Source organism: Streptomyces sp. NPDC028314 (assembly GCF_055565795.1).
The window spans coordinates 147,657-163,590 of sequence record NZ_JBVHTP010000009.1 but is presented as its reverse complement, the minus strand read 5'-3'; the positions used below and the strand labels follow the sequence as shown (position 1 = coordinate 163,590).

Annotated in this window: 13 protein-coding genes; 7 read left to right on the top strand and 6 right to left on the bottom strand. The window is 73.6% G+C overall.

The features are described from left to right. Positions 1–195: 195 nt before the first annotated feature. On the bottom strand, positions 196–618 hold the full coding sequence (locus ACZ4TG_RS21635) for a hypothetical protein (protein WP_468165145.1): 423 nt from the start codon (positions 616–618) through the stop codon (positions 196–198). 213 nt (positions 619–831) lie between these two features. On the opposite strand from ACZ4TG_RS21635, the gene ACZ4TG_RS21630 reads away from it, so the two are divergent. From ACZ4TG_RS21630 to argF, 5 genes are all read left to right on the top strand, one after another. Then, positions 832–2,343 carry a 3' terminal RNA ribose 2'-O-methyltransferase Hen1 gene (locus tag ACZ4TG_RS21630; RefSeq protein WP_468165143.1) on the top strand — a complete coding sequence of 504 codons (1,512 nt, stop codon included), beginning with the start codon at positions 832–834 and terminating at the stop codon, positions 2,341–2,343. Beyond that, positions 2,340–4,931 (top strand): polynucleotide kinase-phosphatase, encoded by a 2,592-nt coding sequence (locus tag ACZ4TG_RS21625; RefSeq protein ID WP_468165141.1) that lies wholly within the window; start codon positions 2,340–2,342, stop codon positions 4,929–4,931. Before ACZ4TG_RS21630 ends, ACZ4TG_RS21625 begins: the two co-directional genes overlap by 4 nt. Positions 4,932–5,152: 221 nt before the next feature. After that, positions 5,153–5,620: a hypothetical protein gene (locus tag ACZ4TG_RS21620; protein ID WP_468165139.1), complete on the top strand. Its 468-nt coding sequence runs from the start codon at positions 5,153–5,155 to the stop codon at positions 5,618–5,620. Between the two features lie 55 nt (positions 5,621–5,675). Beyond that, the gene (locus ACZ4TG_RS21615; protein ID WP_468165137.1) at positions 5,676–6,902 is read left to right on the top strand and encodes an arginine deiminase; all 1,227 of its coding nucleotides are present in this window, start codon (positions 5,676–5,678) and stop codon (positions 6,900–6,902) included. 87 nt (positions 6,903–6,989) lie between these two features. Then, on the top strand, positions 6,990–8,012 hold the full coding sequence (gene argF, locus ACZ4TG_RS21610; protein ID WP_468165135.1) for an ornithine carbamoyltransferase: 1,023 nt from the start codon (positions 6,990–6,992) through the stop codon (positions 8,010–8,012). A 39-nt stretch (positions 8,013–8,051) separates the two neighbouring features. On the opposite strand, the gene ACZ4TG_RS21605 is transcribed toward argF, so the two are convergent. After that, positions 8,052–8,579 carry an ATP-binding protein gene (locus ACZ4TG_RS21605; RefSeq protein WP_468165133.1) on the bottom strand — a complete coding sequence of 176 codons (528 nt, stop codon included), beginning with the start codon at positions 8,577–8,579 and terminating at the stop codon, positions 8,052–8,054. Positions 8,580–8,757: 178 nt separating this feature from the next. On the opposite strand from ACZ4TG_RS21605, the gene ACZ4TG_RS21600 reads away from it, so the two are divergent. Further along, positions 8,758–9,585, top strand: a complete 828-nt coding sequence (locus ACZ4TG_RS21600) for an enoyl-CoA hydratase family protein (RefSeq protein ID WP_468165131.1) — start codon at positions 8,758–8,760, stop codon at positions 9,583–9,585. A gap of 4 nt (positions 9,586–9,589) precedes the next feature. After that, on the top strand, positions 9,590–11,848 hold the full coding sequence (locus ACZ4TG_RS21595; RefSeq protein ID WP_468165129.1) for a bifunctional salicylyl-CoA 5-hydroxylase/oxidoreductase: 2,259 nt from the start codon (positions 9,590–9,592) through the stop codon (positions 11,846–11,848). Between the two features lie 8 nt (positions 11,849–11,856). Here ACZ4TG_RS21595 and ACZ4TG_RS21590 read toward each other — a convergent pair whose 3' ends face one another. From ACZ4TG_RS21590 to ACZ4TG_RS21575, 4 genes are all read right to left on the bottom strand, one after another. After that, positions 11,857–12,696 carry a GNAT family N-acetyltransferase gene (locus tag ACZ4TG_RS21590; protein WP_468165127.1) on the bottom strand — a complete coding sequence of 280 codons (840 nt, stop codon included), beginning with the start codon at positions 12,694–12,696 and terminating at the stop codon, positions 11,857–11,859. 87 nt (positions 12,697–12,783) lie between these two features. Continuing rightward, positions 12,784–13,200: a hypothetical protein gene (locus ACZ4TG_RS21585; protein ID WP_468165125.1), complete on the bottom strand. Its 417-nt coding sequence runs from the start codon at positions 13,198–13,200 to the stop codon at positions 12,784–12,786. A gap of 189 nt (positions 13,201–13,389) precedes the next feature. After that, positions 13,390–14,190 (bottom strand): PaaX family transcriptional regulator, encoded by an 801-nt coding sequence (locus ACZ4TG_RS21580; RefSeq protein ID WP_468165123.1) that lies wholly within the window; start codon positions 14,188–14,190, stop codon positions 13,390–13,392. Next, on the bottom strand, positions 14,160–15,845 hold the full coding sequence (locus ACZ4TG_RS21575) for an AMP-binding protein (protein WP_468165121.1): 1,686 nt from the start codon (positions 15,843–15,845) through the stop codon (positions 14,160–14,162). Before ACZ4TG_RS21575 ends, ACZ4TG_RS21580 begins: the two co-directional genes overlap by 31 nt. Positions 15,846–15,934: the final 89 nt, after the last annotated feature.

Below are 15,934 nucleotides of genomic sequence, written 5' to 3'. Positions count from 1 at the left end.
GCCGTGCCCGGGCCGGCGCGGTGCCGATTCCGGCCCGGTGCCGGCCCGGTGCCGGCACGTGCCCCGTACCGGCCCGTGCCCCGGGCCGCCCCTGCATGCCGGCCCGCGCCCCGTGCCGGCCCCTGCCCCGTGGCGCCCGTGCACCGTGGCGCCCGTGCACCGGGCCGCCCCCTGCACGGGCCGCGCCCGGTGCCGCTATATGCCGTTGATGTCCCAGCGCACGCGCGTCAGCCCGCCGCCCGAGGCGACGATCGCGGTCATCTCCGCCTCCACGGCGGCGAGTTCCGCAGGGCGGTCCATCAGGGCCAGCTGTTCGCCGTAGTGGACCAGCGAGGTGAGCAGCAACTGGCTCCGCTCGGGCTCCAGCGCGCACATCCGGCGCGCCGCGGCGACGGACTCGGCGCGCAGGGCGAGTGCTATCTCGGGCCGGTGGGTGAACTCCTGGCGGCTGTACTCGAACAACGCGACCGCCAGCGGCGGCAGATAGGCCAACGGACTCACCTGGACGAGGACGCGATAGGCGGCGACCCGCTGGCGGACCGGCAGCGTCCCCGATCCGAGGAGGGCCACCCGGGCTCGCAGCACGGCGTCGTGATTGATGTTCTCCGTGGGATTCATGAGAGAGATTCTGAAAGCCGCACAGGGGCCCAAACAAGGGCAATCGACTGTGCGCTTGGTCCTACGAAAACACCGTCTGACCTGTCATGATGGATACGTCTTCACCCCTGCGCCCTTTTCCGGACGGCCCGTTGGCCGCCGCGGCGCCCGTGGGAGCCCCGGGTGCACAAAACACGTTGGTCCGGCAGGTGGGGCCAGCACATACTCAGGGGCATGTTCCTGACGATCTCCACAACCGGCACAGCCGAGCACCCTGCCACCGACCTGGGCTTTCTCCTGCACAAGCACCCCGGGAAGGCGCAGGCGTTCTCCACCTCCCACGGCACCGCGCACGTGTTCTACCCCGTGGCGTCGGCCGAGGAATGCACCGCCGCGCTGCTGCTGGAAGTGGATCCCGTCGCGCTCGTGCGGCGGGGGCAGGGCAAGGGCCGGGGCGGAGCACCCGACGCCGCGCTCGCGCAGTACGTCAACGACCGCCCGTACGCGGCATCTTCGCTGCTCGCCGTCGCCCTCAGCGGGGTCTTCCGCAGCGCCCTCAAGGGACAGTGCGCCGCCCGCCCGGAGCTCCCGGAGCGGCCGCGCCAGCTGCGGATCGAGATCCCGGTGCTGCCCGCCCGGGGCGGCGCCGAGCTGGTGCACCGGCTGTTCGGCCCGCTCGGGTGGGAGTCCGTGGAGGTGACGCCCGTACCGCTCGACGAGCAGTTCCCCGAGTGGGGGGACTCCCGGTACGTACGGCTCGTGCTGGAGGGCGAGCTGCGCCTCGCCGACGCCCTGCGCCAGCTGTACGTACTGCTGCCCGTGCTGGACGACGCCAAGCACTACTGGGTGGCCCCGGACGAGGTGGACAAGCTGCTGCGCGCCGGAGACGGCTGGCTGGCCGCGCACCCGGAGAACGGGCTCATCACCGCCCGCTACCTGGCCCGCCACAAGCGGCTCACCCAGGACGCCCTGGAGCGCCTGGAGCTGGTCCGCCTCGCCGAGGCCGACGGCAGCGAGGTCGAGGAGCTCGACAACGCCGTGGACGAGACGCTGGACACGGAGGAGCGGCCCGTGCCGCTCGCGGTGCGGCGCCGCGACGCGATCCTCGCCGCACTGCGCGCCGCCGGCGCGGCCAGGGTCCTGGACCTGGGCTGCGGACAGGGCCAGCTGGTGCAGGCGCTGCTCAAGGACGTGTCGTTCACCGAGATCGTCGGCGTCGACGTGTCCATGCGGGCGCTCGGCACCGCCGCCAAGCGGCTGCGGCTGGAGCGGATGGGGGAGCGGCAGAGCTCCCGCGTCACCCTCCTGCAGGGTTCGCTCGCGTACACCGACAAGCGGCTGGCCGGCTATGACGCGGCCGTGCTCAGCGAGGTCATCGAGCACCTGGACCTGCCGCGGCTGCCCGCGCTGGAGTACGCGGTGTTCGGCGCTGCCCGGCCGCGCACGGTCCTCGTGACCACCCCGAACGTCGAGTACAACGTCCGCTGGGAATCCCTGCCGGCCGGGCAGGTCCGCCACCGCGACCACCGCTTCGAGTGGACCCGCGAGGAGTTCCGCTCCTGGGCGGACCGGGTGGCCGCCCGGCACGGCTACCGCGTCGCGTACGTGCCCGTCGGCGACGACGACCCCGAGGTGGGGCCGCCGACCCAGATGGCCGTCTTCACCCGGACCACCGGCACCGACACCGATACCGACACCGGCACCGCCGGCAGCACCGAGACCCCGAAGGAGGGCGAGGCGGCATGACCACCACCGAGAGCACCGAGAGCACCGAGAGCACCGAGAACTCCACGGCCCGGAGCAAGCGCGTACTTCCCGTCACCGACCTGTCCCTCGTCGTCCTGATCGGGGCCACCGGATCGGGCAAGTCCACCTTCGCCCGCAAGCACTTCAAGCCGACCGAGGTCATCTCCTCCGACTACTGCCGGGGCCTGGTCGCCGACGACGAGAACGACCAGAGCGTCAGCAAGGACGCCTTCGACGTCCTCCACTACATCGCGGGCAAGCGCCTCGCCGCCGGCCGCCTCACCGTGGTCGACGCGACCAGCGTCCAGCAGGAGTCCCGGCGCCAGCTGGTGGCGCTGGCCCGCGAACACGACGTACTGCCCATCGCCATCGTCCTCGACATGCCCGAAGAGGTCTGCGCGGAGCGCAACTCCGCCCGCCCCGACCGGGCCGGACTGCCGCGCCGGGTCATCCAGCGGCACCGCAGCGAACTGCGCCGCTCGCTGCGTGGACTGGAGCGCGAGGGCTTCCGCAAGGTGCACGTCCTGCGCACCGTCGAGGAGGCCGAGCACGCCGAAGTGGTGCTGGAGAAGCGGTTCAACGACCTCACCCACCTCACCGGCCCCTTCGACATCATCGGCGACATCCACGGCTGCGCCTCCGAGCTGGAGACCCTGCTCGCCAAGCTCGGGTACGAGGACGGCGTCCACCCCGCGGGCCGCACCGCGGTCTTCGTCGGCGACCTCGTCGACCGGGGCCCGGACAGCCCCGGCGTGCTGCGCCGCGTGATGGGCATGGTCAAGTCCGGCAACGCCCTGTGCGTGCCCGGGAACCACGAGAACAAGCTGGGGCGTTACCTCAAGGGGTCCAAGGTCCAGCAGACGCACGGCCTCGCCGAAACCGTCGAGCAGCTCGGCCGCGAGCCGGAGGAGTTCGTCCGGGAGGTACGGACGTTCATCGCCGGCCTGGTCAGCCACTACGTGCTCGACGGCGGCAAGCTGGTGGTCTGTCACGCCGGGCTGCCCGAGAAGTACCACGGCCGCACCTCCGGCCGGGTCCGCTCGCACGCCCTGTACGGCGAAACCACCGGCGAGACCGACGAGTTCGGCCTGCCCGTGCGCTACCCGTGGGCCGAGGACTACCGGGGCCGGGCCGTCGTGGTCTACGGCCACACCCCGGTACCCGACACGACCTGGATCAACAACACCATCTGCCTCGACACCGGCGCCGTCTTCGGCGGAAGGATGACGGCCCTGCGCTGGCCCGAGCGCGAGCTGGTCGACGTCCCGGCCGAGAAGGTCTGGTACGAGCCCGTACGCCCGCTCACCACCGAGGTGCCGGGGGGCCACGACGGACGGCCGCTCGACCTGGCCGACGTCCACGGACGCCGCGTCGTCGAGACCCGCCACCTGGCCAACGTCACCGTGCGCGAGGAGAACGCGGCCGCCGCCCTGGAGGTCATGAGCCGTTTCGCGGTGGACCCGCGGCTGGTTCCGTACCTGCCGCCGACGATGGCGCCCACGGCCACCTCGCAGGAGGAGGGCTACCTGGAACACCCCGCCGAGGCCTTCGCGCAGTACCGCAAGGACGGCATCGACCGGGTGGTGTGCCAGGAGAAGCACATGGGATCCCGGGCCACCGTCCTGGTGTGCCGGGACGCCGCGACCGCCCGCGAGCGGTTCGGCGCCGAAGGGCCCACCGGCTCCGTCTACACCCGCACCGGACGGCCGTTCTTCGGCGACCCCGAGATCACCGAAGAGGTCCTCACCCGGCTCCGCTCGGCGGTCACCGGCGCCGGGCTGTGGGAGGAACTGGGCACCGACTGGCTGCTGCTCGACGGCGAACTGCTGCCCTGGTCGCTCAAGTCGACGGGCCTGCTGCGCAACCAGTACGCCGCCGTGGGCGCCGCGTCCCGCGCCGTGTTCCCGGACGCCCTCGCCGCCCTGGAGGCGGCCGGAGCCCGGGGCGTGGACACCGGCGAGCTGCTGGAGCGCCAGCGGGGCCGGGCCGCCGACGCGGCCCGGTTCACCGACGCGTACCGGCGCTACTGCTGGAGCACCGACGGGCTGGACGGCGTACGGTTCGCACCGTTTCAGCTGCTCGCGGCGGCCGGGCGCTCGCTGGCCGCGGTCCCGCACGACGAGCAGCTGGCCTGGCTGGACCGGCTCGTCGACGCCGACGAGGCGGCGGGGACCGGGCTGCTGCGCCGCACCGCCCGGATCCTGGTGGACACCGGCGACGGGGCCTCCGTACGGGCGGGCACCGACTGGTGGCTGGAGCTCACCGGGGCGGGCGGCGAGGGGATGGTCGTCAAGCCGCTCCAGGCGTACGCCAGGGACGGCAAGGGGCGGCTGGTCCAGCCCGGGGTGAAGGTCCGCGGGCGCGAGTACCTGCGGATCATCTACGGTCCGGAGTACACGCGTCCGGACCACCTGGAGCGGCTGCGCCAGCGGTTCCTGGGGCACAAGCGCTCGCTGGCCCTGCGCGAGTACGCGCTGGGGCTGGAGGCGCTGGACCGGCTGGCGGCCGAGGAGCCGCTGTGGCGGGTGCACGAGGCGGTGTTCGCCGTGCTCGCGCTGGAGTCGGAGCCGGTCGACCCGCGGCTGTGAGCCGGCCGGGCGGCCCGGACCGTCCGCACGACGGGTGGGGCGCCGCGTAAAGCAAGGGCCCCCGTACGGCCTGGAATTAGGTCGTATGGGGGAACTTTCGCGGAGAACTCCGGGAAAACCACCGGCGGGATCGTTCATCCAGGGCAGCGGAATGTCCGCGAACCTGGAAGGACGGAACGTCACCTATGAAGATGACCGCGCGCGGAAGCATTGCGGCACTCATGACCTGTATGGCCGCGGCCGGTGCGGCCTCCCCGGCCGTGGCCGACGCGGTTCCGGTGGGTGTGCCGCTGGAAGCCGTCGAGACCACGCTGGGCGTGGCCACCCCGCGCGTGGCCACCGGGATCCCGGTGCCGGTCGTCGGCGCCCCCGAGGCGCCGCGCCACCACACCGGCGACCTGCTGCCGGCCCCACTGCTCCCGGTGCTCCCGGTCGGCGCCGACCTCGGCCACACCCAGGTCACCTCTCCGGTGCCGAACCTGGCGGGCAGCCCCGAGACGGACGGCGAGGGCTCCCTGGACGCCCCGTCGACCAGGCTGCTGGCCAGGAGCCCCGGTGCGGTCGTCGGCGCCCCGCTGAGCATGCCGGACGGGAGCAACTTCGGGATCCCGAACCTGACCACCCCGAAGCTCGGCCTGACCGCCCCGGAGCTCATCGGCGCCCCGACGGCGCTTCTCGGCCTGCGCTGAGGCGGCTGAGCCGACGCCAGGTCAAAAGGCGGCCCGGTCTGGGAATGTGTACGCCATGGGATTCCATGTCGACTCCGAGACCGGGCGGCTTCGCCGCGTCATCCTCCACCGGCCCGACCTGGAGCTGAAGCGGCTCACACCAAGCAACAAGGATGCCCTGCTCTTCGACGACGTGCTGTGGGTGCGCCGGGCCCGCCAGGAGCACGACGGTTTCGCGGACGTGCTGCGGGACCGCGGCGTCGAGGTGCACCTCTTCGGGGACCTGCTGCGCGAGGCCCTCGACATCCCGGAGGCGAGACATCTCGTACTGGACCGGGTCTTCGACGAGAAGGAGTACGGACCGCTCGCGACCGACCACCTGCGGTCGGTGTTCGACGGGCTGTCCTCGGAGGGGCTCGCGGAGGCGCTCGTCGGCGGGATGACCAAGCGGGAGTTCCTCGCGGCGCACGCGGAGCCGGTCTCGGTGCGCTTCCACGCGATGGAGCTGGACGACTTCCTGCTGGGGCCGCTGCCCAACCACCTCTTCACCCGTGACACCTCGGCCTGGATCTACGACGGCGTGTCCATCAACGCCATGCGCTGGCCGGCCCGGCAGCGCGAGACCGTGCACTTCGAGGCCATCTACCGCCACCACCCCCTCTTCACCTCCTCCGGTGCCTTCCACTACTGGTCGCAGGGGCAGGCCGACTACCCGTCGACGATCGAGGGCGGCGACGTCCTGGTCATCGGCAACGGCGCCGTGCTGATAGGGATGAGCGAGCGGACCACCCCCCAGGCGGTGGAGATGCTGGCGCGCGGGCTGTTCGCCGCCGGGTCGGCGACCACCATCGTGGCGCTCGACATGCCCAAGCGGCGGGCCTTCATGCACCTGGACACGGTGATGACGATGGTCGACGGAGATACGTTCACCCAGTACGCGGGGCTCGGCATGCTGCGCTCCTACACGATCGAGCCGGGCGCCGGGGCGAGCGAGCTGAAGGTCACCGACCATCCGCCGGAGCACATGCACCGGGCCATCGCGGCCGCGCTGGGGCTGGACTCGATCAGGGTCCTCACCGCCACCCAGGACGTGCACTCGGCGGAGCGCGAGCAGTGGGACGACGGCTGCAACGTGCTGGCGGTGGAGCCGGGGGTGGTGGTCGCGTACGAGCGGAACGTCACCACCAACACGCACCTGCGCAAGGAGGGCATCGAGGTGATCGAGATCCCGGGAAGCGAACTGGGGCGCGGCCGGGGCGGGCCGCGGTGCATGAGCTGCCCGGTGGAGCGCGACGCCGTCTGACGGGGGTCGCCGGAGGGTCTGTATATCAATACAGAGGATCGTATAGACTTCCAGTATCCCCTGTCAGCGTCACAATGGAGCGTCCCCATGGCCACCGACCTCGTCGGCCGCAGTTTTCTCAAGGAGCTCGACTTCACCGCCGCCGAGTTCCGCGGCCTGATCGAGCTCGCCGCCACCCTCAAGGCGGCCAAGAAGGCCGGCACCGAGCGGCAGTACCTCCAGGGCCGCAACATCGCGCTGATCTTCGAGAAGACCTCGACGCGCACCCGCTGCGCCTTCGAGGTCGCCGCCGCCGACCAGGGCGCCCGCACCACCTACCTGGACCCCACCGGCTCCCAGATGGGCCACAAGGAGTCGGTCAAGGACACCGCCCGGGTGCTGGGCCGGATGTTCGACGGCATCGAGTACCGCGGTGACAGCCAGGACACCGTCGAGGAACTCGCCGCGTACTCCGGCGTGCCGGTCTTCAACGGCCTCACCGACGACTGGCACCCCACGCAGATGCTGGCCGACGTGCTCACCATGACCGAGCACTGCGCCAAGCCGCTGGAGCGGATCGCCTTCGCCTACCTCGGCGACGCCCGCTTCAACATGGGCAACTCGTACCTGGTGACCGGTGCGCTGCTGGGCATGGACGTACGGATCGTCGCGCCCAGGGCCTACTGGCCCGCCGAGCCGGTGGTGGCCGCGGCGCGCGAGCTCGCGGCGGCCAGCGGCGCGCGGATCACGCTGACCGAGGAGATCGCCGAGGGGGTCGCGCAGGCCGACTTCGTCGTGACCGACATCTGGGTGTCCATGGGCGAGCCCAAGGAGGTCTGGGACGAGCGGATCGCGGCCCTGTCCCCGTACGCCGTCACCATGGACGTGCTGCGCGCGACGGGGAACCCGGACGTGAGGTTCCTGCACTGCCTGCCGGCCTTCCACGACCTGGGGACCAAGGTCGCCCGGGAGATCCACGAGCGGCACGGCCTGGAGTCCCTGGAGGTGACGGACGAGGTGTTCGAGTCCGCGCACTCGGTGGTCTTCGACGAGGCCGAGAACCGGCTGCACACCATCAAGGCCGTGCTCGTCGCGACGCTGGCCAAGCCCGGAGCGGACCTCTCCGCATAGTCATGCGGGGTGCGACCACCGGGCAGGGCCCGGGGGTGTTCACGCGGGGTGCCGGGCCGGAAGGGTGAACCACACCGCCTTGCCGTGCTCGGTGCGCCGGTGGCCGCAGGCCGAGCTCAGCGTCCGGATCAGCAGCAGGCCGCGGCCGTGCTCCTGCCAGGGGTCGGGGTGCGCGTCGTCCCGCTCGTCCCGGCGGGCGCTCAGATCGCCGGGCGGCCGCGGATCGCCGTCGTGGACCTCGACCTGGCAGCCGTTCGTGAGCAGCTCCACGACCAGTTCGATCGGGGCCCGGCCGTCGGTGTGCTCGACGGCGTTGGCGACCAGCTCGGCGGTCAGCAGCTCGGCGGTGTCGCTGTCGGCGGACGGCTCGATGTCGGCGAGCGCGGTACGGACCAGGGCGCGGGCGATGGGTACGGCGGCGGCCGTGTGGGGGAGGGCTATCCGCCAGGCGGAGGGGTCGGGCACGGCGGGTCCGTCCGTTTCCGTGGGGAGTGGCGGTGGATGGCGGCAGATCGCGGGGCGGGCGAGGGCGTACGGGGCCGGGGCACGGGCGTCATGGAGCGGCATGACGGGGAAATCGTGCTTTCAACCATACGAAGTCGAAGAACGAGCCCGTAGGGCACCCCGGCCGCAGCGTCCGGGACCACGGGCCGCAGGCGGAGCGGGACCTTCGGTGCGTGCCCGACGCCCCCGGGGTGTCGCGTTTCTGTGACGGTGGTCACGGTGCAGTGATACCGTCGGTCGTGTGAGCCCCTTCACCGGTTCCACACCAGCGACCGAACGGTGGCGCCACCTGCGGGTGGCCCGGCAGGACGGCGTGGCCACCGTCACCCTCGACCGACCCGAGAAGCTGAACGCGCTCACCTTCGGCGCCTACGCCGACCTGCGCGATCTGCTCGCCGAACTGTCCCGTGAGCGTTCCGTACGCGCCCTCGTCCTCGGCGGCGAGGGGCGCGGATTCTGCTCCGGCGGAGACGTGGACGAGATCATCGGCGCGACCCTCGCCATGGACACCGCCCAGCTCCTCGACTTCAACCGGATGACCGGCCAGGTGGTCCGGGCCATCCGCGAATGCCCCTTCCCCGTGATCGCCGCCGTGCACGGGGTGGCCGCCGGGGCCGGGGCCGTCCTCGCCCTCGCCGCCGACTTCCGGATCGCCGACCCCACCGCACGCTTCGCCTTCCTCTTCACCCGCGTCGGCCTCTCCGGCGGGGACATGGGAGCGGCCTACCTGCTGCCCCGGGTCGTCGGCCTCGGCCACGCCACCCGGCTGCTGATGCTCGGAGAGCCCGTACGCGCCCCGGAGGCGGAGCGGATCGGCCTGCTCAGCGAGGTCACCGCGGAGGGCAAGGCCCACGCGCGGGCCGCCGAACTCGCCGCGCACCTCGCCGCCGGACCGGCCCTGGCCTACGCGCAGACCAAGGCACTGCTGACCGCCGAGCTCGACATGCCACTGGCCGCGTCGGTCGAGCTGGACGCCAACACCCAGGCACTCCTGATGAACGGCCGGGACTACGCGGAGTTCCACGCGGCCTTCACCCAGAAGCGGCCCCCGGAGTGGAAGGGCAGGTAGCGCCATGCCCGTCGAGAAGACCCTGAGGGTCGCCGTCGTGGGCGGGGGGCCGGGCGGGCTGTACGCGGCCGCGCTGCTGGCCCGGCAGGGCCACACCGTAGAGGTCTGGGAACGCAACGCCCCGGACGACACCTTCGGATTCGGAGTGGTGCTCTCCGACGAGACCCTGGGCGGCATCGAACGGGCCGACTCGGTCGTCTACGCCGCCCTGAGCGCGGAGTTCATCCGCTGGGACGACGTGGACGTGGTGCACCGCGGACGGCTGCTGACCTCCGGCGGCCACGGCTTCGCCGCACTCGGACGGCGCCGGTTGCTGGAGATCCTGCACGAACGCTGCGCCGGCCTCGGCGTCCGGCTCCGGTTCCGCGCCGAGGCGCCGGACGCCCGGGCCCTCGCGGCCTCGTACGACCTGGTGGTCGCGGCCGACGGGGTGCACAGCGCGACCCGGGAGCAGGGGGCCGGCCACTTCCGGCCGACGGTGACGGCCGGGCGCTGCCGGTACATCTGGCTGGCGGCCGACTTCGCCTTCGACTCCTTCCGCTTCGAGATCGCGGAGACCGAGCACGGGACCGTGCAGCTGCACGGCTACCCGTACGCGGCCGACGCCTCCACGGTGATCATCGAGATGCGGGAGGAGGTCTGGCGGGCGGCGGGCCTCGACCTCTGCGACGAGGAGGAATCCGCGGCCCGCTGCGCCAAGATCTTCAGCGAGGCGCTGCGCGGACGGCCCCTGCACGGGAACCGCTCGGCGTGGACCCTCTTTCGCACCGTCGTCAACGAGCGCTGGTCCCGGGGCAACGTGGCCCTGCTCGGGGACGCGGCGCACACCGCGCACTTCTCCGTCGGGTCCGGCACCAAGCTCGCGGTCGAGGACGCCCTGGCGCTCGCGGAGGCCGTCCGGGCCGAGGCGGACGTACCGGCCGCGCTGGCCGCCTACGAGGCGGCGCGGCGGCCGGCGGTGGCGAGCACCCAGCGGGCGGCGGCCGCCAGCATGCGGTGGTTCGAGGAGATCGACGGGTACGTCGGCCAGCCCGCCCGGCAGTTCGCCTTCAACCTGCTGACCCGCAGCCGGCGCGTGACCCACGACAACCTGCGGCTGCGCGACGCGAGGTTCACCCGTGCGGTGGAACGGGACTTCGGCTGCCCCGACGAGGGAACCCCGCCGATGTTCACCCCGTTCACCCTGCGGGGACTGACCCTGCGCAACCGGGTCGTGGTCTCACCGATGGACATGTACTCGGCGCCCGAAGGGGACGGCGTCCCGGGCGACTTCCATCTGGTGCACCTCGGCGCGCGAGCCCTGGGCGGGGCCGGACTGGTGATGACCGAGATGGTCTGCGTGAGCGCCGAGGGCCGCATCACCCCCGGCTGCACGGGCCTGTACGACGCCGAGCAGGCGGCCGGCTGGAAGCGGATCGCGGACTTCGTCCACAGCTCCGCACCCGGTGTGGCCCTCGGCGTCCAGCTCGGCCACTCCGGACGCAAGGGGTCGACCCGGCTGATGTGGGAGGGCATGGACGAGCCCCTCCCGCAGGGCAACTGGCCCCTGGTGGCCGCCTCCGCGCTGCCCTACCGGCCGGGGGTCTCCGCGGTCCCGCGCGCCCTGGAGCCCGCGGACCTCGCCGCGATCCGCTCCGACTTCGCCGCGGCCGCCGTCCGCGCCGCCGACTGCGGCTTCGACCTGCTGGAACTGCACTGCGCGCACGGCTACCTGCTGTCCGGCTTCCTGTCCCCGCTCACCAACCACCGCACCGACGCGTACGGCGGCCCGCTGGAGAACCGGCTTCGCTTCCCGCTGGAGGTCTTCGACGCGGTCCGCGAGGTCTGGCCCGAGGACCGCCCGATGACCGTCCGGCTCTCGGCGACCGACTGGGCCCCGGGCGGCACCACGCCCGAGGACGCGCAGCGGATCGCCGCCGCCTTCGCCGCCCACGGCGCGGACGCCATCGACGTCTCGACGGGCCAGGTCGTCGCGGACGAGACCCCCGAGTACGGGCGCTCGTACCAGACCCCGTACGCCGACCGGATCCGCAACGCCCTCGGCATCCCGGTCGTCGCCGTCGGCGCGATCTCCTCCTGGGACGACGTCAACTCCCTGCTCCTGGCCGGCCGCGCCGACCTTTGCGCCCTCGGCCGCCCCCACCTGTACGACCCGCACTGGACCCTGCACGCGGCCGCCGAACAGTCGTACGAGGGACCGGCCGCGCCCTGGCCGGCCCCGTACCGGGCGGGCAGCCGCAAGCCGCCGGCGGGCCGCGGCTGAACCGGCGCTCAGGCGGCGACGAATACGGCGCGGTCCTCGACGGGAACGTACCCGAGGCGCAGGTAGACCCCGTTGCTCGTGGGGTTGGCGAGGTCCGTGAACAGCACCACCTCCGAGGCGCCCCGCGCGTACGCCGCCCGGCTCGCGGCATGCGTCACCGCGGCCGCGCGCCCGCGCCCGCGCGCCTCGGGCGGGGTGTACACCGGTCCGATCCGGACGACGCCGCCCGCCGGGCGGGTGAGGCCCGCCAGCGAGAGCGGCGTCCCGGCGTCCTCCCACAGCAGGAGACCGCCGTACGAGAGCCGGTCGCGCACCCAGCCCTCGGACACGGAGCTCCCCGGATCGGCCTCCGCGGTGAACGCCTCCAGCCAGGCCAGCAGCAGCGGGACGTCCGCGTCCACGGCCCTGCGGACCCGCCCCGCCGGAGCCGGGGACGGCGGCGCGAGGGTGCCGAGCCGGTACAGGCGCTGCCGCTCGCCGCTCCCGACGGGCCGCCCCCACGCCGCCGCCAGCAGTTCCGCGTCCGCGAGGCGACCGTTGAAGCCGCGGATGCCGCCCAGCAGGGGTTCGGTGGCCAGTGCCGCGGCGAGGTCCCGTACGGCCCGCCCCGGCAGTGCGCCGGTCAGCAGCGGGCGCGGCGGGGTGCAGACCAGGGCCCCGGCCACGGCCCCGTCGGGACCGGCCCACCAGCCGTAGAACGGCTCCTCCTCGCCGAAGGCGCGGGACCCGCGCCGCTCCAGGGCGTCCGCCACGGACAGCAGCAGGGTGTTGGGCACGGGCTGCGCGGCGACGGCGGGGCGCGCGGCGGCCAGGTAGGCCGCGAGGTCGGAGCTGAACGTCCAGGTCATGACCCATCGTGCCGCGCCCGGCCCCGGCCCCGCAGCCGCTTTTCGCCGGACGACGCGGGCTTCACCGGCAAGATCCGAAAGAGACGGCTAGGCCGGCAGCCACCCGGGCCACCACGGCGGCACGTTGTCCGGTCCGCACCGCCCGGGGTCCCCGGGGTAGCCGTCCAGGGTGCCCTCGGCGGCGAAGAACCAGAGCGCGACCGCCCCCAGCACGGCCGCCACCGCCACCGCACGCAGCAGCGGGTGGCGGTGCCGGGCGAGCAGGCAGACCCCGACGGCCAGGGCCGCGCAGCCGGGCACCATCAGCAGCAGGAAGAAGAACAGCTGGAGCCGGCCGCCCGCCTCGTCACCGGCGTCGCAGTACGCGCGGGCGGCCGCCGCGAGCACGACGCAGCCGTACCCGGCCGCGGCCCCGCCCAGCCCCGACAGCGCCGGCGGCAGCCACCGTCGGCGGCGCGGTACGGCGGGGCTCGGGGCAGGCCGGGTCGGCCGGGGCGGGGTCACACCGGCTGGTGACGCGGCGCCCGGGGGCCGCGGTTCCCCGGGGACGCGGTTTCCCGGGGACGCGGTTTCCCGGACGGCCCGCGGTTGCCCGACCCGGCCCGCGGTTGCCCGGCTCCCGGTTGCCCCGCCCCGGGAGCCGCTACTGGCCCCGGGCCCCGCTGCCGACCCCGGGCCCGCTACCGCCCCCGGCTACGGCTCCGCGAACTCCGCGCCCGCGTCCCGCAGCCGGGTGTGGAGCTCGGCGAAGACCGCCGCCGCGCGGTCGCCCGGCCAGTCCGCCGGGAGCAGCTCGCGCGGCAGCCCGGGGTCGGCGTACGGCAGCCGGCGCCAGGTGTCCAGGGCGAGCAGGTAGCCGCGGTAGGCCTCCTCCGGCGTCGGCTCCGGACCCGACTGCAGAGCCCGCAGCACCGGCTCGTGCAGGTCCAGGAACTCCTCGTGCTGCTTGGCCAGCGCCGCCAGGTCCCACCAGCGGGCCACCGCCTCGGGGGTCGGGGCGAACCCCAGGTGGGCGCCGCGGAAGAACTCCACGTACGCCGTCAGGTGCAGCCGCTCCAGGGTCCGCCCGGTCTCCCCGTACAGGTGGGCCGGGGCGATCCACACGCCCGGCGCGACGGAGCCGAAGCCCAGCCGGGTCAGCCGGGAGCGCAGCAGGTGCCGTTTGTGCCGCTCCTGCTCCGGTACGGAGAACACCGCGACGAGCCACTCCTCGGAGAGCTGGGGGGCGCCGTAGATCCGCCGGTCGCCGTCCTCCAGGAGCTCGCGGGCCTCCTCGGAGAGCTCGTACCCCGCCGCCCCGTCCGGGGCCCGCGCGGGCAGCAGGAAGCCGCGCCGCTTCAGCCGGGACACCGACGAGCGGACGGACGGCGCGTCCACGCCGGCCGCGCCCAGCAGGCGGATCAGCGCGGACACCGGTACGGGACCCTCGAAGGCCCGCCCGTAGGCGCCGTAGAACGTGACGATCAGAGATCGCGGGGTGTGCTGCTCGGCCACGGGTTCACTCTAGGACCTGTCCGCCCGGTCGGGTCGGGCTCGCCGTCGCGCAGCCGGAACCGCTGGAGTTTTCCGGTCGCGGTCCGGGGCAGCTCGGGGAGGAAGACGAAGGAGCGCGGGCACTTGTGCGGGGCGAGCTCGGCCCGCATGAACTCCCGCAGCGCCTCCTCGGTCAGCACCACCCCGTCCCGGGGCACGGCGTACGCCACGACGATCTGCCCGCGCCTCTCGTCGGGCCGCCCGACCACCGCCGCCTCCACCACGTCCGGATGGCGCAGCAGGGCCTCCTCGACCTCCGGGCCGGCGATGTTGTACCCCGAAGAGATGATCATGTCGTCGGCGCGGGCGACGTACCGGAAGTAGCCCTCCGGATCCCGTACGTACGTGTCGCCGGTGAGGTTCCAGCCGTCCCGGACGTACTCCGCCTGCCGCGGATCGGCCAGGTAGCGGCAGCCCACCGGCCCGCGCACGGCCAGCAGCCCCGGTTCGTTGTCCGCGACCGGCCGCCCGGCCGGATCCACCACGCGCGCCTGCCAGCCCGGCACCACCCGCCCGGTCGTACCGGGCCGGATGTCCTCGTCGGCGGCGGAGATGAAGATGTGCAGCAGCTCGGTCGCACCGATGCCGTTGATGATCCGCAGCCCGGTGCGCTCGTACCAGGCCCGCCAGGTGGCGGCGGGCAGGTTCTCGCCCGCCGAGACGCAGCGGCGCAGCGCCGAGAGGTCGTACGCGCCCGCGTCGTACGGGCCCAGGGTGTCCAGCATCGACCGGTACGCGGTGGGCGCGGTGAACAGGACCGTGACCCGGTGCGCGGCCAGGGCGGGCAGCAGCACGCGCGGCGCCGCCTGCTCCAGCAGCAGCGCGCACGCCCCCGCCCGCAGCGGGAAGACCACCAGCCCGCCGAGGCCGAAGGTGAACCCGAGCGGCGGGCTGCCAGCGAACACGTCGTCGGGGCGGGGGCGCAGCACGTTGCGGGAGAAGGTGTCGGCCACGGCGAGCAGGTCGCGGTGGAAGTGCATGCAGCCCTTGGGGCGCCCGGTGGTGCCGGAGGTGAAGGCGATCAGCGCCACGTCGTCGGCGGAGGTCTCGACGGCCGGGAAGGGCGCCGGATGTCTCGCGGCCAGCCGCAGCAGGTCGTCGGGGCCCTCGCCGCCGTACGGGGTGATCCGCAGCCCGGGGACCTCCGCCTTCACCAGGTCGTCCACCGCGTCCGCGTGGCACAGGGCGTGGTGCACCCGGGCCATCGCGCACACCGTGGCCAGCTCCTGGGCGCGCTGCTGGGCCAGGACGGTGACGGCCACCGCGCCGGCCTTCATCACCGCCAGCCAGCAGGCGGCGAGCCACGGGCCGGTGGGTCCGCGCAGCAGCACCCGGTTGCCGGGGACCACGCCGAGATCGGCGGTGAGGACGTGGGCGACCCGGTCGACCCGGTCGCGCAGTTCCCCGTACGACCACACCTCGCCCGCGCCGCTGCGGAAGGCGGGGCGGTCCGGTCCGAACCGTTCGATGGTGGCGTCGAGCAGCTCGGCGCCGCAGTTCAGCCGGTCCGGGTAGGCCAGCTCGGGCAGCTCGAACAGCAGGTGCGGCCAGGCGTGGGCCGGCGGCAGGTGGTCTCGGGTAAAGGTGTCGGCGTGGGCGGAAGGCTTGAGCTCCAAGGCGGGTTCGCCCCCTTGCGACGGTCCGGGCCCCGGGTTGGGGGTCCGGCCCCTTCTGGATGGAACCGAATGGGGTGGAGCTGTCCGTG